Below are 23,985 nucleotides of genomic sequence, written 5' to 3'. Positions count from 1 at the left end.
CTCATGCGGCCAGCTTTTTTTAATTAGCTACAATGTTTACAAGCTTCCCTGGAATGGCAATGACTTTTCGCACTGTCTTCCCTTCAAGCTCCTGCACAATCTTTTCCTGTTCCATGGCCGTTGATTCAAGGTCCTTCTCGTCAGCATCTCTTGGGACAACTGCTTTTGCCCGGAGCTTCCCGTTAACCTGAATGATTATTTCAACTTCCTCTTCAATAAGCATTTGCTCATCGTGTACTGGCCAGTTGCTTCGTGAAATCGAACGCTCTTCCCCGAGACGGCTCCACAGCTCTTCGGACAGGTGAGGAGCGATAGCGCTCAACAGCTGCAGAAACCCTTTTAATTCCTGTTTCGGCAGCGTCTCCTGCTTGTTCGCTTCGTTGACAAAGACCATCAGCTGACTGATACCAGTATTAAACCGCAGTTCAGTGAATTCTTCGGTGACCTTTTTCACCGTCTGATGATACGTACGTGCAAACGATTCCGATGCTTCCTCCTCCCGAATCTCCGGACGGATAGAGCCTTCGTCGGTTACAATTAAGCGCCAGACCCGGTCCAGAAAACGTCTCGCTCCGTCCAGACCGCTGTTGGACCAGGCAATTGAAGCGTCAAGCGGGCCCATGAACATTTCATACAACCGCAGCGTATCTGCCCCGTGGGTACGAATAATTTCATCCGGGTTCACGACATTCCCTTTTGATTTACTCATTTTTTCATTGTTTTCCCCGAGAATCATTCCCTGGTTGTACAGCCGCTGGAACGGCTCTTTTGTAGGTACTACTCCGATATCATATAAAAACTTGTGCCAAAACCGTGCGTACAGCAGATGAAGCACTGCGTGTTCCGCGCCGCCGATATATAAATCAACCGGCAGCCATTTCTCAAGCGCTTCTTTGGAAGCAAGCTCTTCATCGTTATCCGGATCAGCAAAACGCAGGAAGTACCAGCAGCTGCCGGCCCACTGCGGCATAGTGTTTGTTTCCCGGCGTCCCTTCATGCCTGTTTCCGGGTCAGTGACCTCCAGCCATTCCGTATTGGTGGCAAGCGGCGATTCGCCGGTGCCTGAAGGACGGAACTCATCCATTTCCGGAAGCTCGAGCGGCAGTTCTTCTTTCGGAAGCGTCGTCATCGAACCGTCCTCCCAGTGAATAACCGGAATCGGCTCTCCCCAGTACCGTTGGCGGCTGAAGAGCCAGTCACGCAGACGGTAGGTTGTTTTTTTCCGGCCAATATCTTTTTCTTCAAGCCATTCGAGCATTTTTCCAATAGCTTCGTCTTTATATAAACCGTTCAGAAACTCGGACCTTACGTGCGGGCCGTCCTCCGTATACGCTTCTTTGGATGTGTCTCCGCCTTCAACTACCTCCACAATCGGAAGATCAAATGTTTTCGCAAATTCGTAGTCCCGCTCATCATGCGCTGGCACAGCCATAATCGCTCCGCTGCCGTATGTAGCGAGAACGTAATCAGCAATCCAGATCGGCATTTGTTCACCATTCACCGGGTTGATCGCGTAGGAGCCTGTAAATACGCCGGATTTTTCCTTTTGCAGCTCTGTGCGTTCAAGATCACTTTTCATAGCTGCCTCGTGCTGGTACTTCTCTACAGCTTCCTTCTGCTCCGGCGCAGTAATTTCCTCTACATACTCATGCTCCGGGGCAAACACACAGTAGGTCGCACCGAACAATGTATCCGGACGGGTCGTAAATACATCAAACGAAAGATCCTTCCCTTCAACGTGAAAGGTCAGCTCCGCTCCTTCCGAACGGCCGATCCAGTTGCGCTGCATTTCTTTAATGCTGTCCGGCCAGTCCAGGCCGTCCAGGTCTTCAAGCAGACGATCAGCATAGGCTGTAATCTTGAGCATCCACTGCTTCATCGGCCGGCGTTCCACCGGATGTCCGCCGCGCTCACTTTTTCCATCGATCACTTCTTCATTGGCGAGAACTGTTCCAAGCGCCGGGCACCAGTTGACTGGCACTTCATCAATGTACGCGAGACCGTGTTCATACAGCTTTGTAAAAATCCACTGGGTCCATTTGTAATAATCGGGGTCTGTCGTGTTAATTTCTCTCGCCCAGTCATAGGAGAATCCCAGTTCCTTAATTTGGCGTTTGAAATTGGCAATGTTTGCCTGGGTGAATTCCCGCGGGTTTTTCCCGGTATCGAGTGCAAATTGCTCCGCCGGAAGGCCAAAAGCGTCCCAGCCCATCGGATGCAGCACATCGTAGCCCTGCATGCGTTTCATTCTTGAGGTGATGTCTGTTGCTGTGTAGCCTTCGGGGTGGCCTACGTGCAGGCCGGCTCCGGAAGGATAAGGAAACATATCCAGTGCATAATATTTCGGGGCGCCGGTATCTGCGTTGGATACGGCAAAGATTTCATTTTCCTCCCAGTATGACTGCCATTTAGGTTCTATCTGTTGGTGGGGATATGCCATGATTGTCGTTCCTCCTTTAAATAGTTGGAGCATCTGTACTGATTTTATCTGTAAAAAAAGCCTCTCTCCCAGCTGGAAAGCAGGGACGAGAGGCTTAAATTCCACGAAACAAACGGCGGGACGCGCACACGCCACTCAAGTGCGTTTCCGACTCTGACGCTTCGCTCACCCGTTTTCGTCAAGCGTCTGCTGGGTGCATAACGATAAACAAAGTACGCCGATATTCAATACTTGATATTTTATGAATTTATCCCCCTGCTGTCAAGCCTTTCTACGTGGTTCTTTTCCTTTGCACTTTGGGAATACAGGCAAAACATGCTAAAATAAGAAAGAATATTTTATGCACGATGGAAGGAGAGGCTCTTCATGAGCTCGGAATTATCTAACGAACAGCCGCTTGTCTGGGGAGAGAAGCGGTATCATACATGGAATCATCATTTAAAGGAATCATTCGGCCATAAAATCTTTAAAGTACCGCTCGACGGTGGATTTGACTGCCCGAACCGTGACGGAAACGTCGCTCACGGCGGATGCACGTTCTGTTCTGCGGCAGGATCCGGGGATTTTGCCGGCAACCGTGCCGACGATGTGGTGACCCAGTTTCATGAAATTAAAGACCGTATGCACAAGAAATGGAAAAACGGAAAATACATTGGTTATTTCCAGGCATTCAGCAATACTTACGCCCCTGTTGAAGAACTGCGGGAAATGTACGAAGCAGTACTCGCCCAGGATAACGTCGTTGGTCTTTCCATTGCGACGCGCCCGGACTGCCTCCCGGACGATGTAGTCGAATACCTGGCCGAGCTGAATGAACGCACCTACCTGTGGGTCGAGCTCGGGCTGCAGACAGTGCATGAAACGACTGCTGAAACAATCAACCGGGCTCACGACTTTGATTGCTATAAAGAAGGCGTCGACAAGCTCCGCAAGCATAACATCCGCGTATGCTCCCATATCATTAACGGCCTTCCACAGGAGGACCATCAAATGATGATGGAAACGGCCCAGGCCGTGGCTGACCTGGACGTTCAGGGTATTAAAATTCATCTGCTCCACCTGCTGAAAAAGACACCGATGGTCAAGCAGTATGAAAAAGGAATGGTGGAGTTTCTCGGCCGGGATGAGTACGTCAGTCTTGTCGTGGATCAGCTCGAAATTCTGCCGCCTGATATGCTCATTCACCGCATCACCGGTGACGGGCCGACCGAGCTTCTTATCGGACCGATGTGGAGCGTGAACAAGTTTGAAGTACTAAATGAAATTCATAAAGAACAGGTTCGCAGACACAGCTGGCAGGGAAAATATTATCAGCCTGCCCCGGCAGCTTTATGACTCTGCCGAAAGCCGTGGCTTTCGCCCATTGGATGATTGCACAAAATATCCGTCCCGGGGACACCGTAATTGATGCCACTTGTGGAAATGGCGGGGATACCGCCTTTCTTGCAGAGGCGGTGTCTCCTTCCGGTCATGTGCATGCTTTCGACATTCAAAGCGAAGCCATCCAGGCTACATACGCACGATTACAAAAGAAAAGCCTGGAGCCATACGTCACGCTGCATCACTGCAGTCATGAATACGCAGCGTCTCTGCTCACTGATGAGGAAAAAACCAGCATCCGTGCAGCCGTTTTTAACCTCGGTTATCTGCCGGGGAGCGATAAACAGATTGTGACGTCTGCTTCTTCTACAACTGCAGCGGTTCTTTCTTATCTTCATACGTTCCCGTCAGGCGTTCCGGTTATCGTGGTCATTTACCACGGCCACCCGGGAGGAAATGCAGAACGTACAGCCGTTGAGAACCTTGCTGCTGAATTTTCGGAAGACGAAGTACGGGTGCTGCGGTACAGCCTGGAATTTCAGGAAAAGACGCCCCCCTATGTGTTAACCTTTGAAAAAACAGCAGAAGAAACTCCTTATTTATCCAAATTAGTTCAAGCTTATTCACATATATCTACGAAGGGATGATGAATCATGTCAGAAGTGGTGAAATCTATTTTAGAGCACAATCAGCAGTTTGTTCAAAACAAAGAATATGAAGCTTTTCAAACGGATAAATTCCCAAATAAGCGTATCGTCGTTTTAACGTGTATGGATACCCGGCTCATTGAACTGCTCCCTAAAGCTATGGGCATCCAGAATGGAGATGCAAAGCTGATCCGTAACGCCGGGGCAATGATTACGGATCCATATGATAGTATTACCCGCAGTATTCTGGTTGCCTTATACGAATTAAAAGCAGAAGAGGTCCTGATTGTCGGCCATTACGGATGCGGCATGACTGGTCTTCAGGCCGGCCAGGTGCTTGAAAAAGCGTACGACCGCGGAGTTTCATCCGATGCAGAGGCAGTGATGCATGCTGAGGGAGTCTCCGTGCACGAATGGCTGCGCGGCTTTTCGGATGTGGAGGACAATGTGCATCAATCGGTCCAGGTTATGAGAAATCATCCGCTTCTCCCACCGGGAACCCCAGTGCACGGCCTTGTTATTTCTCCGGAGACCGGAGAACTGACGTCGCTTGATACGGCTGATATGTAAAGAAGAACCGCCTTTTCTTTTTCGGAAGAGGCGGTTCTTTGTTTATATTTTTTTCCGGTACATCCATGAGTTCCAATAGTAAATAAGCGAGGTGATGCCGCCAAAGCGGAGCAGATGCTTTGCCTGCTGCTTCATTGTTTCATTTGCCTGTACTTTTTCATCGGACAAATAAATGGAGAGAAGACCTTTGTTTAGCTGTTTATGAAACCCGGCCTCCGGCAGCTTGGCTACTTTTTTGTCGGCCTCGGACTTGAAAAATTCCAGCCGGGACATCATATGGCCGGCTGAGGCGTATTTTTCGGTGAAATTCAGAGAGCCCTGCTCCACGTCCTCCTCCTGGTCAATAAAGTAATCAAGCAGAATGTGCATTCCCTGCACATAAGGAAAATGGGCTTCTTTAATCGATTTCGCCTGAAGCTCTGCAAGCGGCGAACGGGCAGCGTACCCGGCCAGTGCATAGATACCGAGCGTCGATCCGGACGCAGCGCAAAATTCATACCAGGCCATCGGCGGAATCCGGTCTTTAAAGTGCTCATAAAGCTCAATCAGCTTTGCTTCACGCTCATTGACATCAATATGCTTGTATATCTGCATCTCCCTGTAATACATGGACAGCTCCTCCATATACGGCTGAGCACCAGAAAGGCCCGGGAAGCTCTGCAGAGCAGACTGGCACGTTTCAACCAATTCTGCTAAAAAGCCGCCGTCCCCTTCCCCTTTTTTCTTTTTAAGGTAATCCTGCTGACTGGCTCCGGGATCCAGGGCATGCTTCAAGGCTTCATGAATATCACGATAAAAGGTTACGCCCTCCTCCTGGCTCATATCACAGATACTATCCAAATAATCGCTGATATTTTGATAGGCTACAATAAAACGCAGTAACTCGCCCCGGATATGCTCCGGGGCAATCAATGCATAGAGCGATCCACCTTCGTAATGAAAGGTTTTTTCATCAATTGCTTCAAGCGCTGCCTGGCGGTATAAATTATCCGGGATCTGCTCTGCTTTCTGCTTCCATTCGCTTAAATACTGGCGGGCAGCCGGCAGGGTCTGCTTCACCCCGTAATACATAATAGTTGGTATAGACGTTGGTGCTGACATTTCAAAAGGCCTCCTTGATTGGCTGGTTCATATTAGGAATGCTGGTTCATAAAGTGAATGATATATCTTACTACTCGTTCCTGCTCCGGCTCATTTAATATTTCATGATAAAGATTATTCCATATTTTGATCGTCCGTTCAGATGTATGCAGCCGGTTGAACCAACGGACAGTCGCTTCTTTATCAACAATATAATCCTCTCCGGCCTGCATAACCAGAAGTGGAGTATCCGGAAAGCTTTCCGGCTGCGCCAGACTGATCCGCATTGACCGGATCATTTCCTGGTACCAGCGGACGGTGACCGTATCATTCACCAATTCATCCCTTTGGTATTCTGCTCTTGTTTCAGGATTTCTTGTTAGATACTCGGCCTGGATGCCGGTCCGGAGAGGTTTACCCGGCATAAGCCGGTGCGCCAGCCTCCCGGAGAGCTCCCGGATCCTGTTTGGATATTCGTATAATCCGAGTGCCGGAGAGGATAAAATAATTCCTTTCACTGGCATGTACCGCTCGGATACCGCCCGAATGACAATTAATCCTCCCATACTGTGTCCAAGCATAAAAATAGGCAGCTTAAAGGAAGCTGCTTCTCTGTACCATTCATATACTGTATCTGTGTATTCACGGAAGCTGTCTATATGTCCTCTTCGTCCTTCAGTCTCCCCATGTCCCGGCAGATCTCCGGTTATCACATGCAGATGCTGGCGCTTCAATACATGGATCAGCCATTCATACCGCCGGTAGTGTTCTCCTGATCCATGAACCAGCACAACAACTCCACGCGGGCGGTCCACTAATCTTTTTTCCACTATTATCGCCCCCTTTTTCCTCAATCCAGTACCCCGGGAAATATATCTTTCTTTATTTTACTATTATTTTTGCTACACTTGCATTAGAAATGCAGAATAAATTTCGGAAAGTGTGGGTTTTTTATGATTTATCCGTACAACAACCAGTACCCTTCCATTGCTCCCACTGTTTTTTTAGCAGATTTCACGGTCATCACTGGTGACGTTACCATCGGCGAAGAATCGAGCATTTGGTTTCACACCGTTATTCGCGGGGACGTAGCACCTACGCTGATTGGCAGCAGAGTCAATGTACAGGATCAATGCCTGCTGCACCAAAGCCCGAAGCATCCTTTGATTATTGAAGACGACGTTACTGTCGGTCATCAGGTGATGCTTCATTCCGCCATTGTAAGAAAGAAGGCACTCATCGGCATGGGGTCTACATTGCTTGACGGTGCAGAGATCGGTGAAGGAGCGTTCATCGGTGCCGGCAGCCTGGTCCCGCCCGGAAAAACGATTCCTGCCGGCGTACTTGCCTTTGGACGTCCGGCCAAAGTCGTTCGTGACCTCACTGAAGAGGACAAAGAAGACATGGAGCGTATCCGCCTCGAATATGTTGAGAAAGCCAAGCAGTATAAAGAAACAAGCCGCAGGCATCAATGATGTCCGCGGCTTGTTTTTAATATTGATGTGGGATGTCTCTCGTTATAATTTCACCTGCCACCGGCGCTGTCTGCTGAACCGGTGCAGCTGTTGCCATCATTATTACAATGAACGCAGCATACCATAAACCTGCCTTTTTCATTTCTTCACCCCTTTATTATATGTTCGTTTTAGTATATTCGAACTATAAAAAGAGTGTTTTCCGCTTCTGACTCCAAAATCGATCAATTTCCTAAGACTTTCCTCTTTTTTCTACAGATTTCTTCCCGTAAAATAATTATAGGAATATTTGAGAGATAGGGAGAGAACTATATTGATGGATTTTTCACGGGTGGGAAATAAAATACAGGAGCTGCGAAAATACCGGGGCTACACACAAAAGGAGCTTGCCAAAGATATTTGTACCCAGGCGCAGATCAGTAAAATTGAGAAGGGGACCATCGTTCCATATTCAAGCACCATGTTTTATATTGCTGAACGGCTCGGAGCCAGCATGTATTACTTTTTTGAAGAAGCGTTAACAGACCGCAGCGACTACGTCCGCTCTGTATTCAGTATGCTTGAAACGTGCCGGTTCGAGCATGATTACGTTTCGATGCGGGAGCTTCTTTCCAGGGAGGAAGACAACCCCATTTTTAAAATCGGCTATTATGAGCAGTACATGCTTTGGCATAAAGCTATTTGCGCCTACGAACTGGACAAAGATCCGGAGCGGGCTCTCGAACTGGCTTCTTCTGCCCTCGATGCTTACCACAAAGGAATTTATACGGAACGTAAGGGTGAAATCATAAACGCCATGGCGATTATTTACAACCTTGAACACGAATACAAAAAAGCTGCGGACGTATGCCGGAAAGCACTGCAGGACCATCAGAGCCTGGTGCACCCGGAGAATAAATACATTGAATTAAAGCTGACATATACTTTAACTAAAGCGCTGACCTATCAGGGTGCTTACCAGCAATCCATCGACTGGTGTTCAAAGGGAATCAACCGCTGCATTGACCTTCAGAACAGCTACGTTTTAGGGGAACTGCTTTATCAGCGGGGACAAAACCTTCTGGTGCTGGGATTTGATGAATCCGCTCTTCAGGACTGGGATCAGGCGTGTTCCATCTTTGATACGATGAAGCAAATCGGCCTCGCAGACCACATCCGTCAGGAAATCGACGATTATACAAGAGACGGGACCATTCATCTGCATACACTGCAATAATATATAAAAGCCGGGGGAAACGTTCCTTACCCCGGCTTTTATAGTATTCACTTTTTCAAATGGTACATGAACGTTTCAAGCTGCCGGAGATCCGTAATATTTTCATTGCACCTGCGACTGTCCTGGCAGATATAGTTGCCCCGGCTCGTATATGTTTCTTTTCCGGCCTTCACTACTGCCATAAAAAGCCCTGTCTCTTCCTGTTTGCTGCAGATCGTACAGATGCCTTTTCCAGGAGTATTCCGAAATGTCCCAAACACACCCGTCAATCTCCTCTGGTCCGTAGTAATAATATATTTTCGTTCTGCGCGGATGTCATTCCAGCCCAGATAAGATATATTTTTCAGTTCCTCATCTTCCAATGATGGCATTGTCAGCTTTTTCGCCTTTGGAAACAGCTTTTTAATCCGTTCTACAGTTACAGCCGGGAATGGAACAACATACATTTTCAACTCACCGAGCATCTGCTCTGCCTGAGTGCTGTCCTCTACATAAAGAATCTTTTCTAACAGGCGTTCCTGCTCATCGTTCATCGAATGAAAGCTGTTAATAATTTGATCAAAGGCACTGTGCTTTAATGCACTGATTACATCAGCATCTTTTACTGTAGCGTGCGCATGGGCGAATTTCCATACATGCTCTTTAATAAAATTAAACTGATCATTGCGCAAAAATGGTTCAATTTGAATCATTTACCCATTCCTCATTTCAGTATAGTAAGCTTCCGTTTTTATGTTGAACAGAATGCTTTATACAGCGGTGAATATAAAGCCATCATCAGTAATTCCCCTAAGATTGCGGTATTAGTATACAACAAATTAGTTTTTGTAGAAAACTATAAAAAAGAAGGCAACAAACGTCAGTAATTCTCTGTCAGGCATCGGATCATAAACTGAATATTTTTTGTCCGCTCTGTTCTTTTTGGAAGTACATAGGAAAAAAACCTTTTTGCATCGATGCCTTCAATGGATAAAAGCTCCAGCGAGTTGTGTTTTTGTTCTTCCTCAATCGCTGCTTCTGATAACAAAGATAAGCCAAGACCGCTTTTAACAGCTTCTTTAACCCCCTGCGTGCTGCTGATCATCAGAAGTGAACGTATACGTATCCCGTTTGCATTCATCACATAATCAAACGATTCCCTGGTCCCGGATCCCTTTTCGCGCACCACCCATTTCTGGTCCTGCAGCTCCTCCCGGGTTCGAGGCGAAAAGGAATTGGATGTATTCTTAACTACCGCCAGGCGATCCGTCTGAAACGGTGTCAGCGTAATATCGGCAGCCCTGCTGTGCCCTTCCACCAGGCCGATATCGACTTTCAGCGTCCGGACCAGCTGAATGATTTCCTCTGTATTAGCAATAGTCACTTCAAACTGAATCCCTTCATACTCACCCTGCATTCTGGCCATTACTTTTGGGAGCACGTATTCCCCAATCGTAAAGCTGGCCCCGATATGAATGGTTCCGCTCACTTCCTCGTGCATCGTATATATAGCTTCCTTCATATGGACGTATGTGCCCATCAACTGACGGGCATGATCCAAAAACACCTCACCCTCCCTTGTGAGCATCAATGACTTTGTTGTCCGCTGAAAAAGCGGAGCAAGAAATTCCTGTTCAAGATTTTTTATATGCACGCTTACAGTCGGCTGGGAGAGGGAGAGCACCTCCGAGGCTTTTGTGAAATTTTTTTCCTCCACGACGGTCAAAAAAGTTTTTAATTCGTCAATATGCATAGGCCCTCCCATTTATTAATAATATTAATTAATTTCATTATATATATTTGTTTTTATAATAAAAAGAGCAGGAGTACAATAGCGTTAATGATTAGGAGTTGAAGACTGATGAAACGATTTGTTTCTTCCATTCCCACGCTAACGTCCGGAATTATCTTTACGTTTATTGCTGCTGTGCTCAGCAGCGCACTAGCAGAGTCCGCTCCATTCTCAGCGATGGGCGCGCTTGTTACTGCAATACTTTTAGGCGTATGCTGGCGCTTCACCGCAGGAGTGCCCGATCGTGCGCTCCCCGGAATCACTTTTTCAAGCAGGCACTTGCTTAGGCTCGGCATTATTTTCCTCGGGGCCCGCCTGCATTTAGGAGATATTTACGAATCCGGATTTAACGCCTTTTTTATCGCTGCTTCCGGGTTACTCATTGCGCTTTTTGTCATTTACTTTGCTGCCAGAGCTTTAAAGATAGATAAAACGCTCAGTCTGTTAACAGCCTGCGGTACAGCTATCTGCGGAGCTTCAGCTATCGCAGCCATTGCCCCGATTGTAAAAGCAGAACATAAAACTACTACTGCGAGCATCGCGATTATCGCAGTGGTTGGTACTCTTTTTTCCGTTTCCTATGCTTTTCTGTTTCCGTTTTTGGGGATGAATGCATATGAATATGGCGTTTTATCCGGAGGAACTCTCCATGAAGTGGCTCACGCTGTAGCGGCATCTGAAGCCGGCGGTACAGTTTCGGAAGACCACGCCCTGATCATTAAATTAACGAGAGTTGCACTTCTCATCCCGGTAGCACTTGTAGTTGCCATGCTTCAAAGCCGTAAAGAAAAGCGGGCCTCCCATACAATTCCGGTTCCATGGTTTATTTTCGGATTTTTAGCAGTGAGTCTGGCCAATACCTTTAATCTGCTCAGCGATTCGGCAGCTGCTTTTATGGTCTCAGCTTCATATATTTTTCTTGGCATGGCTATGGCTGGCTTTGGAATGCAGATGCCTGCTGCCTCTTTTAAAACCATTAGTTCAAAGATGTTTATCGTGGCAGTTTGCGGATCGCTTTTATTATCCTTTTTCGGCTACGTTCTTATTGAAGTTATGCTTTAAACTGACCGTTGATGCAAAATCTGTTTGAAGCAGCTTCTTTAAGGGTAAACAATTATATTCACACTACCGCGGAGGCTGACCATGAAATTTTCAGGCACGATTTTAGTCGTAATGGCTGCGGTACTATGGGGTATTTCAGGTGGATTGGCAGATATACTATTACATAAGGGCTGGGACCCGTTAGTTATTTCATTTTACCGAGGGGCTGTAGGTTTTGTCTGTATTTTTATATGGTTCCTTCTACGGCTTCGGCAGACCGGGTCACCCTCCGCCCGCTTATTTATATGGGCCGCTCTTGCCGGGGCAGGCGTCGCCGGCAATTTCACCTTTTACTTTCTTAGTATCGAGGCCTCGAGCGTAGCAATTGCTGCTACGCTAATGTATACCGCACCTATATTTGTATTTTTGATTTCTTTTTTTCTAAAGCAGGAGCCCTCTACTTTTTTCAAATGGGGATGTATTGCAGTAGTGCTTGTAGGAATTTTTCTCCTGACAGGTGCTTATGACACAAGCGGTTCTTCGGTTACACTTGCAGGCGCTGCTGCCGGCCTCAGTGCCGGCCTTTCGTACGCGTTGTTTATTTTTGGATTTAAATACGCCTCTGCAGTCGGTAGACCCGAAACCTCTTTAACGATCGCTTTTTTTGTTTTTTGTGTAATTCTTCTGATGTTTGTCGACCAACAGGAAGCAGTATCCGTTTTAACATCCAGTGATATTGGATGGTTTCTACTGCTCGGGCTCGTTGGTGCAGGCATTTCCTTTGTACTGTACGTTATCGGTATCAAGCTGACTACTCCGGTTACTGCTTCAATGGTTGCCATGGCAGAGCCGGTCACCGCTTCTTTGTTTGGCGTGGTTCTGCTTGGAGATAGTCTGACCATCATTCAGGCCCTGGGTATCGTTATCATCCTTGTTTCTATTACTGCATTTAGCGTGCGCCAGTCAGCCTAAAAAAGCAGCTCCCAAAAGGGGGCTGCTTTTCGTTTGAGTAAAAGGCTTTATACTATATGCTCTGATGCAGGCCCGGAACTACCTGTTTTTTCCGTGATACCACTCCTGGAAGCTCCACCACCCCGTTCTGCAGCTTTTTCCCGAATGCCTCTGCGGCTTTCTCTTTCATTGTACCGGCCGCAAGAAGGGTGGAGTCCGCCTGCAGTACATCAGTGATCATTAATATATAAAGGTCCAATGCTTCTGCTTGCACAGCCTGCTCCATTTTTGCGAGCAGCCCTTCACCCCGGTTTAATATTGCTGCAGCTCCTACCGTATTCACTTGAGCAATACGTACCTTCAAGCCGTTCATATCAAAATCTTTCATGTCGGTCTGTATTAAATCAGTATCTTTCGTCGTACTCCAGTCTGTACCTGCCTTTAAAAGGCTGAGTCCATATGTTTTTATCTCTACCCCGGCAGCTGCTGCCAGTTCTTTCGCAGCCTGCCTGTCTTTTAAAGCAGTAGTTGGGGATCGAAATAACAGGGTATCGGAAATAATAGCTGAAAGCATCAATCCCGCTTCTTTTTCCGGTATCTCAACTCTGTTTTCCCTGTACAACTGGTATACGATTGTCGCTGTACATCCTACCGGCTCCGTTCGAAAGTATATCGGTTCTTTCGTTTCGATATTCGCAATTTTATGATGGTCAATTATTTCTTTAATACGAAAGCTTTCCAGGTCATTAATGCTTTGCTGTCGTTCGTTGTGATCCATTAGTATTACCGGTGTGTCTTCTTTAAGCCCGCGAATTAATTGCGGTTTTTTCTGTTTAAAGTATTCGAGCGCATAAGTGGTTTCGTTATTTATTTCTCCCAGTCTTCCCGCCTGGACCTCTTCGCCCAGCCTCTTTTTTAAATACGCGTAGGCGATAGGTGAAGCAATTGCATCGGTATCTGGACTTTTATGACCAAAAATAAATGTCGGCACAGACCTTACTCCTTGTGTTTTTTGACATTTTATTTAAATGAGTGCTTCTTTCTTTTTAAAATGATAAAAAGCCTCCCGCAGATAAGCAGAGAGGCCTGTATGGCACGTATATTATAAAAAACTGATGGAGGTAATGGATTTCATAATCTGCTGCACACCTGTCAGCATGGTCGGCATTTGCTCAATACTCATAAACGGCACAACAACGTAAAACATAGAAAGACCCATTACCATCATTAATACAATCGGGTTTCGCAAACTGCAGACCTCTTTTCTCCGAAATAATTAATTAAACACTATCATATCAACCCAAATATGATTTTTGTGTTTTATTATTCACTTGTAACGTAAACGTAATTTCTTTAATCTTTTATTCATCAAATGGTTATTTTTGTTACTTATTTTACCCGGAATTCATTCTTTGCTGGCTCCATGGAATTTTAAAACCTACAAGTTCAATCTGCAGTTGATCGATACGCTTGGTCTGACCTTCTACATATCCGTGGTCATGAAGAACATTAATAATTTCCTGTATTTCCTCCCACTGCTCATTGCTTGCTGTATAAGGCACTTCCAGAATAACAATGTCATCATGCTCTTCAACTGTAGAACAAAACTGATGGTTTTTAACCCAGTTTATACCTTTCCCCATAGTTCTCCCCTCCAAGTGATATTGGACCTATGAATATATACCCTTTCACCTATGATATACACTTGAAATTATTAAAAAATCGATTTTTTCTTTGTCTTTTTCCCAGCATTTCCGCGTATCCGTTTACATTTTTTTATTTGTCTTAATGCACGCTGACGGTTTACTTTCAGTCAGATCCGCGTTACATTATAGAATGATTATTAACCTTACATAATGCTTTTCCTTATATAGTCATTTTCTCACAAGATGATCCAGTACAGCATGATACTTCAAGGACTCTCTTAAGAATTTGACTCGTTTCCTTTTTGGGAACGGGTTTTTTGCGTTGTGTGGCGATATTACTTACGTTCAGGAGGTGCCGGCATGAAAAAGTCGCGTATTCTTTTTATTGGCTTTATGCTTTTTTCGTTATTTTTCGGAGCTGGAAATTTAATTTTTCCGCCATTTCTTGGCTATTCTGCAGGAGATAATTTCACACCTGCAATCCTTGGCTTCCTCTTTACGGGAGTGCTTCTTCCCATCCTTGCCATTATGGCTGTTGTGCAGGCACGATACGGACTTATCAGCATGGGCAGCAGAGTTCACCCCATGTTTGGCCTGCTCTTTGCCGCGCTGATTTATCTATCCATCGGAGCATTATACGGTATCCCAAGAGCTGCTAACGTAGCCTATGAGATCGGCTTCGTTCCAGCTGCAGGTATCGGAGCCTGGTGGACACTTTTACTTTTTTCCTTACTTTTTTTCGCAGTCACCCTTTGGCTGAGCTTAAACCCCGAAAAGATAGTCGATCGCCTGGGCCAGTGGCTGACGCCTATTCTATTCGTTACTTTAGCTGTTTTATTTGTACGGGCATTTTTTATTTTCGATACGAATCCTTCTCCAGCCGAGGCCCCTTATAATAGTTCTCCTTTTATTGGAGGATTTCTTGAAGGATACCTGACGATGGATGCTCTCGGCGCTCTTGCCTTCGGAATGGTTATTGTTAACAGCTTGCGTACGCACGGAGCATCCTCTAAGCGTGAACTGATGTCAGGCGCCGCAATAGCTACTATAGTAGCTGGAATTGGTCTTTCTATAGTCTATGTTTCGCTCGGGTGGATTGGCGCCCGGATGTCACAGCAGGAAGGAATTACGGACGAGGCCGGCATTCTTGAACCAGCCGCAGCCATGCTTTTTGGCCCATCCGGCAGCTTCTTTTTTGGACTGATCGTTCTGCTTGCCTGCCTGACCACGAGCGTCGGCCTGATAACGGCCTGCTCTGAATTTTTTCACAGCGTCATCCCTCGTGTCGCCTATAAATCGTTTGTCGTCTTTTTTACAGTCATCGGGATGCTCGTCACTAATTTAGGCTTGTCTTTAATTTTAAGCATCGCAGTGCCTTTACTTGTATTTATTTACCCGCTCGCTATTGTGCTCATTGTACTTTCGCTTCTCAGACCTATTATTGGTGAAGGCTCCCTAATGTATCAGCTCTCGATTACCTTTACAGGAATCTTCGCGCTTTACGAAGGGCTTTCAAGTGTAGGGGTCTCCGCCCCTGCTGTCACAAGTATTCTTCAGACCTCGCCATTTTTTGAGCAGGGGCTTGGCTGGGTGGTGCCTGCGATTATCGGTGCAGCCGCCGGATACCTTCTCGACAGACTGATGCCTTCACATTCCCCGCAAAAGACTTCCTTTAACGAAAAGTAATATTCCATAAAAAAACTGCCCCTTTTCAGGAGCAGTTTTTTTCTATTCAATGCCGTCACCATCGCGAAGCTCTTCCCGGTAGGCAAATAAGAACAGCAGAGAAACCAGGAGTGCACCGCCGATTAGGTTACCAATACTTGCAGGAATTAAGTTAAAAAGCAGGTATTCGTACCAGGCATGCTCAGTATCTGAAAATACGCCCATACTGAAGTAGCCCATGTTCGCGGCGCTGTGCTGAAAATTACCGGCCACAAATAAAATGACTGGAAGCGCAGTTGCCACTACTTTTCCTGTAACGTCTCTCGCGGCTGTAGTAAGAAACGATGCCATGCCGATTAGCCAGTTAGCCAGAATACCGGATAAAACAACCTGGAACCAGCCGATGCCGCCGGACTCTTTGAATTTCATTTTGTCCGATAAATACACCTGCAGCTCTCCGTAAAATTCCGGCGTCAAGGATCCGGAAAGCTGAATAACTGCAGCAACGAATAGCGCCCCGACCATGTTTCCGATGTATGTCGCAAACCAGAACCTTGCAATCGGCATAAAATAGACGCTGGGCTTTCGAAATAAGTAACTCGGGAGCAGAATATTGATTTCTGTAAATAATACAGCACCGGATAAAAACACCATAACATAAGCCGCTGTAAAACCAAGCCCCGAAAGCAGATAGTACAGCCCCTTCGCTTCTACACCTGTTGCAAGGAGAATCGAAAAAACCGCCCCGAAGGTCATAAATGACCCTGCCAGAATTGCCAGCAGAAACTGTGCCTTGAATTCCTTGCTTAAGTGGTTACGTCCATTTTCACCAAACGCCTGCACCACCTCGGGCGGTTCTTTATACTGCCGGTCGGCTGCCCCGAGCTTTTGTTCTTTCGGCATAATACATCTCTCCTTCTCCTGATCTCTGCTACAGGAGCAGTACAAAGGAAAAACCCCGAAGCAATCGGGGTTTCCGGTTTATCTTTTTCCTTTTATACTCAGCCTTTTACCAGAGCTTCTTTTCCGTAATATGAAGCTTTGAACAAGTCCTTCATCTGCTCGAAGGATGTTTCCCTCGGATTGGTGCCGGTGCATGGATCGCTTAGTGCATTCTGAGCCATTGTATCCAGGTGCTCCTCGAAATCCTTTTCAGGGACACCGAATTCTTCAAGCGTAACAGCCAATCCTAAATCTTTATTGAGTTCAAAAATATACTCTATAAGCGAATCTGTCAATTCTTTATCTGTCTGTCCTTCTAGGTGCAGACGGCGTGCAATTTCTGCATAGCGGTCTTCTACCACTGCACGGTTGAACTCAATAACATACGGGAGATAAATCGCGTTGGCATAACCGTGCGGAATATCGAATGTAGGCCCGCTTTTATGAGCAAGGCTGTGCACATTGCCAAGCACCGCGTTCGCAAACGCCATCCCGGCCATCGCCTGGATGCTGTGCATCTGTTTTCCGGCTTCGTGGTCGCCATTATACGATGCTTTCAAATTATCTTTAATCACTTCAGCACCGCCGAGAGCAAGAATGTTAGTATATAAAGTCCGCGGCTTGGCTACGTAAGATTCGATCGTATGGGTAAAAGCATCCATACCCGTGTAAGCGGCAATATGCTTCGGCAGATCTTCCACCATCACTGGATCAATAATAGCTATATCCGGCGTCAGACCAAAGTCTGCAAGTGGATACTTAACGTTTGTTTTTTCGTCTGCCACTACTGAAAGATTGGAAACTTCAGAACCACTGCCGCTTGTCGTAGGAATACCGGCAAATTTCGCCTTTTGGCGGAGACGCGGCAATTCAAAAGGTTTTGTTGCATCTTCAAAGGAAAGCTCAGGGTGTTCATAAAACAGCCACATCGCTTTAGCAGCGTCCATCGCGGAACCGCCGCCGATGCCTATAATCCAGTCAGGTGCAAAGGAACGCATTTCTTCTGCTCCTTCTTTGACCATTTTTGCGGTTGGCTCCGTATTATATCCTTCAAGAACTTCAGTTTCAATATCTGCTGCAGCAAGGTGCTCCTGAATGCGGTCTAAATTGCCGTTTTTTTTCACAGAGCCGCCGCCAATAACGAGCGTAGCTTTTTTTCCTTCAAATGTGCGCAGTACTTCAAGCGCGTTATCTTCAAAATAGATGTCTCTTGGAATCGTAAATCTGCTCATTAGTGAAGCCTCCTTAGTATTTTAAGCTAAACGAAGATGTCTGGTATGATTGATGAACATCTATTTTAACCACAGATTAGGTATTTCCTTTTAGTCCGGAAGATTAAACATGGCAGCCTTCTCTTCCATGTTTATAAGCATAAAAAAAGCCCGGAGACGGGCCTTTTTTATGCGGATTCATCTTTTGCGAGTACACTGTTCAAGTCTTTTTTGACACTTTCCATGACCTCAGACTTAATTTCATCCAACAGGTCACTTTTTGAATCACCGATCAATTCATCATGCAGCTGCTGCACTAATTCCTGCTTTACATCTTCATATAAATCATCTTTTAATTCGTCAATCAGCGAATGCTTTACATCTTCGACAAGCTGGCTGGTTGCTTCTTCGGAAATGAACGACGAACCTTCTTCTGCGTTGTCTTCTTCGGCTGCCGGTTCTTCCTGTTCCACTTCACCGTTGCTTTCTTCTGCTTTTTCTTCGTTGTCTTCTGATGAATTCTCCTGCTCCTGCGAGGAGTCTCCTTCTTCGTTTTCTTCCGCATCGTCGTCTTCTGCAGCCGGCTCTTCCTGTTCTTCTTCACCTGACGCTTCTTCTTCACTGCTTCCCGCTTCTGAAGAATCTTCATCCGCATCTTCCTCACTGTCCGCTGGTTCCTGCTCTTGTTCCCCAGAAGCCCCGTCTGTATTTTCTTCGGGCTGGTCCTCGCTTTCACCGCTGTTAACCTCGGCCATGATTTCATCAATCATTCCTTTTTTATCTGTAGAGGAGAGCTCAAGGCCGCTCTCTTCTGCAAGAGCCTGAATGTCTTCTATACTCTGCATATATAAATCAATTTCCTCATCTTCACCATCTTCATTCGTAATAACGACGTTTGCCTGGTCCTGATCCTTTTCTTCAGATGAGGAATTCTCCTCCTCATTTTCGCTGCTTGGCTCTTCCTGTTCTTCTTCCTCAGGAAGCTCTTCGTCGCTTTCTTCTTCCTGGTCCTGATTTTCTTCGTTTTCTTCGTCCTCCGACCCCTGGTCTCCCCCGCTGTCTCCATTTTCTACTTCTTCCATAATTTCGTTAATCATATCCTCTTTTTTGGTGGAGGATAATTCGAGGCCGCTTTCTTCAGCAAGAGCCTTGATATCTTTTACACTCATCATGTAAAGATCTACTTCTTCATCTTCACCATTTTCGTTCGTAATAACAACATTTGCCTGTTCTTCTGATGATTGGTCTTTTTTAGCCAATGCAATCCCTCTTTTCATTTCTCTCGTCCGAGAATATATTATTGGATTTTGTTCATACAAAATGGATGATAATCTGCCGGATTTCTTTTTGAAATTCTTCAGGAATGCGTTTTTCGTATCTTGTCGAAATTACGCAGTGATCCTCCCGCTGAATTTCTGTAATCGGATATTGAAATATCAGTTGGTCATCTTCATCTTTCACATAGAAAATCATGCGTGCCCGTTTTTTTACGCCGTTAGCATACCGTCCTTTACCCTGCCATTGTGGAAATCGAAACCCAAAGGTGTATTTGCCGTCTTTCTTCTCCCCCGAAGCCTGTTTATCCAATGGAATGCGGATATTTACTATTCGCCCAGGAAGAACTAACACGAGTAACATCTCCTTATTGAAGAGTGATTTTCACCGTGACGGATTTTCCAATTTAATTTTTGGCCTTATTAATATCATTACCTTTCCTGAAGGCTTTTAATCTTCTACTAAGGAACTAATTTTACGCTTCAGCATGTCACAGGCACCCATCTGGTGCTGTTTATAAAATAAAGCCCCCTGCAGATGTCAGGAGGCTTCGGGCTGTCAGACAGTATATTTATTATCTTCGATCATCTTCTGAATTCTGCGGGCATACTGTCTCTCATTATAAGTGAACAGCACATAATTTTTTCCTGTCGTTTCAATAAAAAGCTGACGCATAGTACCTCCCGGGACACCAATTCTTACAGCATCAGCTTCTGTCCCACTGTACGTGTTGTCAAAATAGAGGTTTGTAATAGTATTTTTGGGTATTTTTATTTTAGAAAACATCCACTTGATTACAATATTTTCTTTATCTTCTTTAATTTTAATTCCCAACATTACATTGCCTCCTTTTACAAAACTTTATCATTAACAATATTAGAAATAAATGTATTTAATAATCGGACTCATTAATAAAAATTTCTGCCGTCTATTACTTCATTACTGCTTTATAAATTTCTTTTTAAAGCATCTACATACCCTTTTACGGCCCGCTGGCTGACTTCTGCCTGCGGCGCAATGCCTTCAAAGCCGTGAAAGCACCCTGGATACAGGTGAAATTCTGCCTTTACGCCGGACTGGCTTAACCGAGAGATATATTCTATCGTTTCATCCCGAAACGGATCCACACTCCCCACCATAGTATAGGTAGGTGGAAGGCCGGAAAAATCCTCTGCCTGGGCTGGAGAAGCGTATGCAGGCACGTCCTCAGTAAGATCGCCGAGATAGGCTTGCCATGCCGCCTGGTTGGAATAATAATTCCATACCCTCGTATCCGTAATTTCCTGGCTGGAAACAGTAATATTTCTATAATCAAGCATCGGGCAAAGCGGCATCTGGAAAGCTACTCCCGGGCCGCCCCTGTCTCTTGCCATCAAGGATACAGCTGCTGTCAGTCCCCCGCCGGCACTGTGCCCTGCTACTCCAATGCGCTCTGCGTCTATACCGAGCTCACCAGCGTGCTCTGCCACCCACTTAAGCCCTGTATAGCAGTCCTCCACTCCGGCGGGATAAGGATGCTCCGGGGCAAGCCGGTACGCCACAGAGATAACTACACATCCTGCTTCGAGCACAAACCTTTCGCACAACTCATCATTCATCTCCGGAGTGCCGCTCAAATATCCCCCTCCATGAATCCAGTATAAGCCTGGAGAAATTGTTTTTACCGGCATGACCGGCTCATATATGCGAACCCGTATATTCTGCCCTTCCTCATGGCCGGGGATATGTTTATCTGTGACTCTTACTTTACTCCGGCTGATGGGAGCTTCCCCTTCAAAGGCCTGTTTTGTCAATACACGGCTGTTTCTGATTTCTTCACGCGTTGAAAACTTCATTTCCGGCAGCCCATCCAGTACTGTTTGCAATTCATTCTGAATTTTTTCTTTCATTTCCGGCTCTCCTGCTTTCTGCTGATGACATAAACTGTATTACAATAAACATTAATTGTATGCGCTTTCAAAAAATGCCAGAGGTACTGGCTATGCTGATATTTCAATTATAATGGCTGCTGTATTCATCTACAATCACTAAATGAAAAACAGAAAAAATATTTCAAAGCATAAATTTATTCAGACCTTTGTTAATCAGAAGGCAGGTTCAGCTGCCAGGAGACATTAAATTTATCCTGAATCCAGGCGAAGCGTTTACTGAACCCATAATCCTTTAAAGCCATCAGCTTTTTACCGCCCTCGGAAAGATGATTGTACAAGTACTCAATCTCCTGGTCGGATTCACAGTTAACAAAAAGCGAAAAGGAGGGTGTGAATGTAAAATCGTGCTTCACGTTACTGTCCATGCATATGAATTCCTGCCCCTGAAGAGAAAGTACGGCCTGCATAACATTTCCTTCTTCCCCGGATTCGTGCGGCCCATACCGGCTCAAGCTCACAATTTTTGCTTCATCAAGCAGGCTCGCATAATAATTAAGTGCTTCTTCTGCGTTCCCCTGAAACATAAGAAAAGGTTTTATTGCTGCCATCGGTACCCGCTCCTTTTATTTTAATTCTTTCTGTTTATGTTCCCTTGATGAGAATCTTTGAAGCAGGACTCCAGACTTAGTTTTTCTTTATTAACCAACAGGTATTGTTATCTTTGTAAAAAATTATATATATGGTCCTATCCTCCTTCAGTGCATGCTGCCTTACAATAAAAGAAAATTCAGTAGAATGGAGGGTGGCGGTGAATACGAAGATGACGATGCCATGGATCATAATGGCAGCAGCAGTGGAATTTCCAGTCCTTCTGCTGTCTGTCGGCTGCTTCTTTGCTCTTACGGGATTTCTGCATATCCCAGCCTACATCTCCCTGGTGAGTGTTTTTGTGATCCATTACTTTTACTATGAACAAATATTTCATAAAAAATGGCGGCAGGCCCTGTTCGTTGTCGTAAACACCTGCTGTATTACCGCTCTTCTCTTTTTTCTCGGATCGATTTAATAATAGTTTTTTCAAGCAGCGCTCGTCCCGCGCTGCTATTTTTTTGACATTAAATGCGCAAATAATATTCATGTTTTAGTTTATTCGGCTGTTTTTTGAGGAAGGAGAGGATTATTGATATTTTTCATATGGATATATTGTGATTTATTGCTTGTAGTTTCCTGCGTTTCTTAATTTTCACAGCCATCATGAAAAGACAAAATAAAAAGGGGGATATCAATGAGTGAACAGAAGGACAATCAGCAGTCAAAATTAAAGCTGATTGATTACAGTATTTTTGTACCGGCTCTTTTAATCATTATTGCCATCTGTATACCGCTTGCGTTATACGAAACACGCAGCATGGAAATTTTAAATGGAATTTTTGATTCCATTGTAGAAGTATTTACTTGGGGGTATCTCTGGTACGGTATAATTCTTCTTGCTGCCGGACTTTATTTTTCTTTTTCCAAATATGGAAAAGTCGTGCTTGGAGATCCATTATCAAAACCTCGTTTTTCTCTATTTGAGTACGCCTCGATTCTCATTGCTATGGGGCTCGGCTCCACTATTATGCGTACCGGAATGGTGCAGTGGACCTCCGTAGCAAGCGACCCGCCAAACGGCGTGGAAGTTGGTTCCACCGAGGCGCTCATGTGGGGGAACTCCTACAGCATGTTCCTTTGGAGCTTTCAGACATTTGCTATTTTCGTTATGGCGGCGCCGGCAATGGCGTACATTCTTCATGTGCGCAAACGTCCGTTGATGCGAATTTCCGAAGCGTGCCGCGTACTTTTTGGTGATCGATTCACCGACGGCATTGGCGGTAAATTTTTGGATGTAATTTTCCTGATCAGTATTCTGGCAGGTGCTGCAGTAACGCTTGGACTCGGGTCTCCGATCATTACCAACAACCTCGCAGAGCTGCTTGGAATCGAAATAAGCTTTGGCCTTACGCTGATTGTGACACTCGTTTGGGTGTTCATGTTTTCTGTAAGCGCCTATCTCGGCATTGAAAAGGGGATCAAACGCCTGAGTACGTTTAATATGTACTTAGCGGGGATATTCGCTCTGTTTATTATGATAGCCGGACCGGGAATATTTATCTTAAATTATTTCACAGGCAGCCTCGGCTTTCTTATGACTAACTACATTAACATTTCCTTTTATACTGAAGCCCTTTCTTCCGGTGAGGCCAGTTATATAAAGGGTAACACTGTATTCTGGTTCGCCTATAATGCTACATGGGCTATGCTGCACAGCGTATTTGCCGCGAAAATTTCCCAGGGCCGTACGGTCAAAGAAATGATTTTGACGTATCTGGCGGCTCCAACGATTATCTCCTGGGCAGCTACGGGAGTTCTCGGCGGACTTGGTGTAGACAGATTTTTAAATGGAAACCTCGACGTGCTGAGTATTGTGGAGAATCAGGGCAATATGGCAGCTATTCCGCAAATTTTGACTACACTTCCACTCGCTGGATTTGCATTGGTCATCTTTATGGTGGTCGCATTGATCTTCTTAACAACGACACTTGACTCTACCACTTATACTATCTCAGCGTATGCAAGCACCGAAGATATGAGTAAAAATGAGCCTTCTAAATTTCTTCGTATTTTGGTAGCTGTCATCATCACTACGCTGGCCTTGATCTTAATGAGAATCGGAGGCCTTCCTCCGCTCGAAGTTCTTTCTGGCCTGATGGGGCTGCCGATTATCGTCATCCAGTTTCTGACGATTGCAGCAGCGAAGAAAATGATGGATCAGGACAAAGCATGGATTCACAACGTAAGAGAATAAGAAAGCTTTTGCCGGGCCT

26 protein-coding genes are annotated in these 23,985 nt (G+C 45.5%); 10 read left to right on the top strand and 16 right to left on the bottom strand.

Annotated features, from left to right (window positions below; genetic code table 11):
- Positions 1-19: 19 nt before the first annotated feature.
- Positions 20-2,440, bottom strand: coding sequence for a leucine--tRNA ligase (gene leuS / locus ACTRXH_RS08030; RefSeq protein ID WP_474262936.1), 2,421 nt, complete (start codon positions 2,438-2,440; stop codon positions 20-22).
- 366 nt (positions 2,441-2,806) lie between these two features.
- Here leuS and mnmL point away from each other — a divergent pair, with 366 nt between their 5' ends.
- Genes mnmL through ACTRXH_RS08015 form a run of 3 tightly spaced genes read left to right on the top strand, consistent with a single transcriptional unit; the run spans position 2,807 to position 4,977 of the window.
- The gene (gene mnmL, locus ACTRXH_RS08025) at positions 2,807-3,775 is read left to right on the top strand and encodes a tRNA modification radical SAM protein MnmL/YtqA (RefSeq protein WP_474281569.1); all 969 of its coding nucleotides are present in this window, start codon (positions 2,807-2,809) and stop codon (positions 3,773-3,775) included.
- Complete coding sequence (gene mnmM / locus ACTRXH_RS08020; protein WP_474281567.1) at positions 3,772-4,407, top strand: tRNA 5-(aminomethyl)-2-thiouridylate-methyltransferase MnmM; 636 nt, start codon at positions 3,772-3,774, stop codon at positions 4,405-4,407. Before mnmL ends, mnmM begins: the two co-directional genes overlap by 4 nt.
- A 6-nt stretch (positions 4,408-4,413) precedes the next feature.
- A complete protein-coding gene (locus ACTRXH_RS08015) occupies positions 4,414-4,977 on the top strand; it encodes a beta-class carbonic anhydrase (protein WP_091616611.1) in 564 nt (187 codons plus the stop codon).
- A 42-nt stretch (positions 4,978-5,019) separates the two neighbouring features.
- Here the strand turns inward: ACTRXH_RS08015 and ACTRXH_RS08010 are convergent, their stop codons facing one another.
- Together ACTRXH_RS08010 and ACTRXH_RS08005 are read right to left on the bottom strand one after the other, a co-directional pair.
- Positions 5,020-6,078 (bottom strand): tetraprenyl-beta-curcumene synthase family protein, encoded by a 1,059-nt coding sequence (locus tag ACTRXH_RS08010; RefSeq protein ID WP_474281565.1) that lies wholly within the window; start codon positions 6,076-6,078, stop codon positions 5,020-5,022.
- 32 nt (positions 6,079-6,110) lie between these two features.
- The gene (locus ACTRXH_RS08005; protein WP_474262929.1) at positions 6,111-6,887 is read right to left on the bottom strand and encodes a lysophospholipase; all 777 of its coding nucleotides are present in this window, start codon (positions 6,885-6,887) and stop codon (positions 6,111-6,113) included.
- A gap of 123 nt (positions 6,888-7,010) precedes the next feature.
- Here ACTRXH_RS08005 and ACTRXH_RS08000 point away from each other — a divergent pair, with 123 nt between their 5' ends.
- Positions 7,011-7,532 carry a gamma carbonic anhydrase gene (locus ACTRXH_RS08000; protein WP_474281563.1) on the top strand — a complete coding sequence of 174 codons (522 nt, stop codon included), beginning with the start codon at positions 7,011-7,013 and terminating at the stop codon, positions 7,530-7,532.
- 16 nt (positions 7,533-7,548) lie between these two features.
- Here ACTRXH_RS08000 and ACTRXH_RS07995 read toward each other — a convergent pair whose 3' ends face one another.
- The gene (locus tag ACTRXH_RS07995; protein ID WP_281241116.1) at positions 7,549-7,674 is read right to left on the bottom strand and encodes a hypothetical protein; all 126 of its coding nucleotides are present in this window, start codon (positions 7,672-7,674) and stop codon (positions 7,549-7,551) included.
- A 174-nt stretch (positions 7,675-7,848) separates the two neighbouring features.
- On the opposite strand from ACTRXH_RS07995, the gene ACTRXH_RS07990 reads away from it, so the two are divergent.
- Positions 7,849-8,748: a helix-turn-helix domain-containing protein gene (locus tag ACTRXH_RS07990; RefSeq protein ID WP_474263001.1), complete on the top strand. Its 900-nt coding sequence runs from the start codon at positions 7,849-7,851 to the stop codon at positions 8,746-8,748.
- 47 nt (positions 8,749-8,795) lie between these two features.
- Here the strand turns inward: ACTRXH_RS07990 and ACTRXH_RS07985 are convergent, their stop codons facing one another.
- Both ACTRXH_RS07985 and ACTRXH_RS07980 read right to left on the bottom strand, forming a co-directional pair.
- Positions 8,796-9,440 (bottom strand): FusB/FusC family EF-G-binding protein, encoded by a 645-nt coding sequence (locus tag ACTRXH_RS07985; RefSeq protein ID WP_474262924.1) that lies wholly within the window; start codon positions 9,438-9,440, stop codon positions 8,796-8,798.
- 167 nt (positions 9,441-9,607) lie between these two features.
- Positions 9,608-10,480, bottom strand: coding sequence for a LysR substrate-binding domain-containing protein (locus ACTRXH_RS07980; protein ID WP_474262922.1), 873 nt, complete (start codon positions 10,478-10,480; stop codon positions 9,608-9,610).
- Between the two features lie 108 nt (positions 10,481-10,588).
- On the opposite strand from ACTRXH_RS07980, the gene ACTRXH_RS07975 reads away from it, so the two are divergent.
- Together ACTRXH_RS07975 and ACTRXH_RS07970 are read left to right on the top strand one after the other, a co-directional pair.
- The gene (locus tag ACTRXH_RS07975; RefSeq protein ID WP_474281561.1) at positions 10,589-11,581 is read left to right on the top strand and encodes a YeiH family protein; all 993 of its coding nucleotides are present in this window, start codon (positions 10,589-10,591) and stop codon (positions 11,579-11,581) included.
- An 81-nt stretch (positions 11,582-11,662) separates the two neighbouring features.
- Complete coding sequence (locus ACTRXH_RS07970; RefSeq protein ID WP_474281559.1) at positions 11,663-12,532, top strand: DMT family transporter; 870 nt, start codon at positions 11,663-11,665, stop codon at positions 12,530-12,532.
- A gap of 52 nt (positions 12,533-12,584) precedes the next feature.
- Here the strand turns inward: ACTRXH_RS07970 and ACTRXH_RS07965 are convergent, their stop codons facing one another.
- The 3 genes from ACTRXH_RS07965 to ACTRXH_RS07955 all read right to left on the bottom strand — a co-directional run bounded on the left by ACTRXH_RS07965 (position 12,585) and on the right by ACTRXH_RS07955 (position 14,154).
- Positions 12,585-13,502, bottom strand: coding sequence for a manganese-dependent inorganic pyrophosphatase (locus ACTRXH_RS07965; protein ID WP_474281557.1), 918 nt, complete (start codon positions 13,500-13,502; stop codon positions 12,585-12,587).
- A gap of 111 nt (positions 13,503-13,613) precedes the next feature.
- On the bottom strand, positions 13,614-13,760 hold the full coding sequence (locus ACTRXH_RS07960; protein ID WP_474279113.1) for a hypothetical protein: 147 nt from the start codon (positions 13,758-13,760) through the stop codon (positions 13,614-13,616).
- Positions 13,761-13,905: 145 nt separating this feature from the next.
- Positions 13,906-14,154, bottom strand: coding sequence for a hypothetical protein (locus tag ACTRXH_RS07955; protein WP_474262913.1), 249 nt, complete (start codon positions 14,152-14,154; stop codon positions 13,906-13,908).
- A gap of 363 nt (positions 14,155-14,517) precedes the next feature.
- On the opposite strand from ACTRXH_RS07955, the gene brnQ reads away from it, so the two are divergent.
- Positions 14,518-15,843, top strand: a complete 1,326-nt coding sequence (gene brnQ / locus ACTRXH_RS07950) for a branched-chain amino acid transport system II carrier protein (RefSeq protein ID WP_474281555.1) — start codon at positions 14,518-14,520, stop codon at positions 15,841-15,843.
- Positions 15,844-15,885: 42 nt separating this feature from the next.
- Here brnQ and ACTRXH_RS07945 read toward each other — a convergent pair whose 3' ends face one another.
- The 7 genes from ACTRXH_RS07945 to ACTRXH_RS07915 all read right to left on the bottom strand — a co-directional run bounded on the left by ACTRXH_RS07945 (position 15,886) and on the right by ACTRXH_RS07915 (position 21,729).
- The gene (locus tag ACTRXH_RS07945; RefSeq protein WP_474281553.1) at positions 15,886-16,725 is read right to left on the bottom strand and encodes a formate/nitrite transporter family protein; all 840 of its coding nucleotides are present in this window, start codon (positions 16,723-16,725) and stop codon (positions 15,886-15,888) included.
- Between the two features lie 98 nt (positions 16,726-16,823).
- A complete protein-coding gene (locus ACTRXH_RS07940) occupies positions 16,824-17,996 on the bottom strand; it encodes an iron-containing alcohol dehydrogenase (RefSeq protein ID WP_474262907.1) in 1,173 nt (390 codons plus the stop codon).
- A 167-nt stretch (positions 17,997-18,163) separates the two neighbouring features.
- Positions 18,164-19,234, bottom strand: a complete 1,071-nt coding sequence (locus tag ACTRXH_RS07935) for a hypothetical protein (protein WP_474281551.1) — start codon at positions 19,232-19,234, stop codon at positions 18,164-18,166.
- 52 nt (positions 19,235-19,286) lie between these two features.
- On the bottom strand, positions 19,287-19,604 hold the full coding sequence (locus tag ACTRXH_RS07930) for a hypothetical protein (RefSeq protein ID WP_474262903.1): 318 nt from the start codon (positions 19,602-19,604) through the stop codon (positions 19,287-19,289).
- Positions 19,605-19,808: 204 nt separating this feature from the next.
- A complete protein-coding gene (locus ACTRXH_RS07925; RefSeq protein WP_474262901.1) occupies positions 19,809-20,087 on the bottom strand; it encodes a SunI/YnzG family protein in 279 nt (92 codons plus the stop codon).
- Positions 20,088-20,197: 110 nt separating this feature from the next.
- Positions 20,198-21,139 carry an alpha/beta hydrolase gene (locus ACTRXH_RS07920; protein WP_474281549.1) on the bottom strand — a complete coding sequence of 314 codons (942 nt, stop codon included), beginning with the start codon at positions 21,137-21,139 and terminating at the stop codon, positions 20,198-20,200.
- Positions 21,140-21,330: 191 nt separating this feature from the next.
- A complete protein-coding gene (locus ACTRXH_RS07915; RefSeq protein ID WP_474262897.1) occupies positions 21,331-21,729 on the bottom strand; it encodes a VOC family protein in 399 nt (132 codons plus the stop codon).
- A gap of 200 nt (positions 21,730-21,929) precedes the next feature.
- Between ACTRXH_RS07915 and ACTRXH_RS07910 the strand changes: the two genes are divergently transcribed.
- Entirely contained in the window at positions 21,930-22,187 is a 258-nt protein-coding gene (locus ACTRXH_RS07910; RefSeq protein WP_474262895.1) for a hypothetical protein, read from the top strand.
- A 219-nt stretch (positions 22,188-22,406) separates the two neighbouring features.
- Positions 22,407-23,966, top strand: coding sequence for a BCCT family transporter (locus tag ACTRXH_RS07905; RefSeq protein WP_474262893.1), 1,560 nt, complete (start codon positions 22,407-22,409; stop codon positions 23,964-23,966).
- Positions 23,967-23,985: the final 19 nt, after the last annotated feature.

It is taken from the genome of Marinococcus sp. LNHM5E3-2.1 (genome assembly GCF_056034365.1).
Note: the sequence above shows the minus strand (reverse complement) of the source record. Positions and strands in the feature narration are given on the sequence as shown.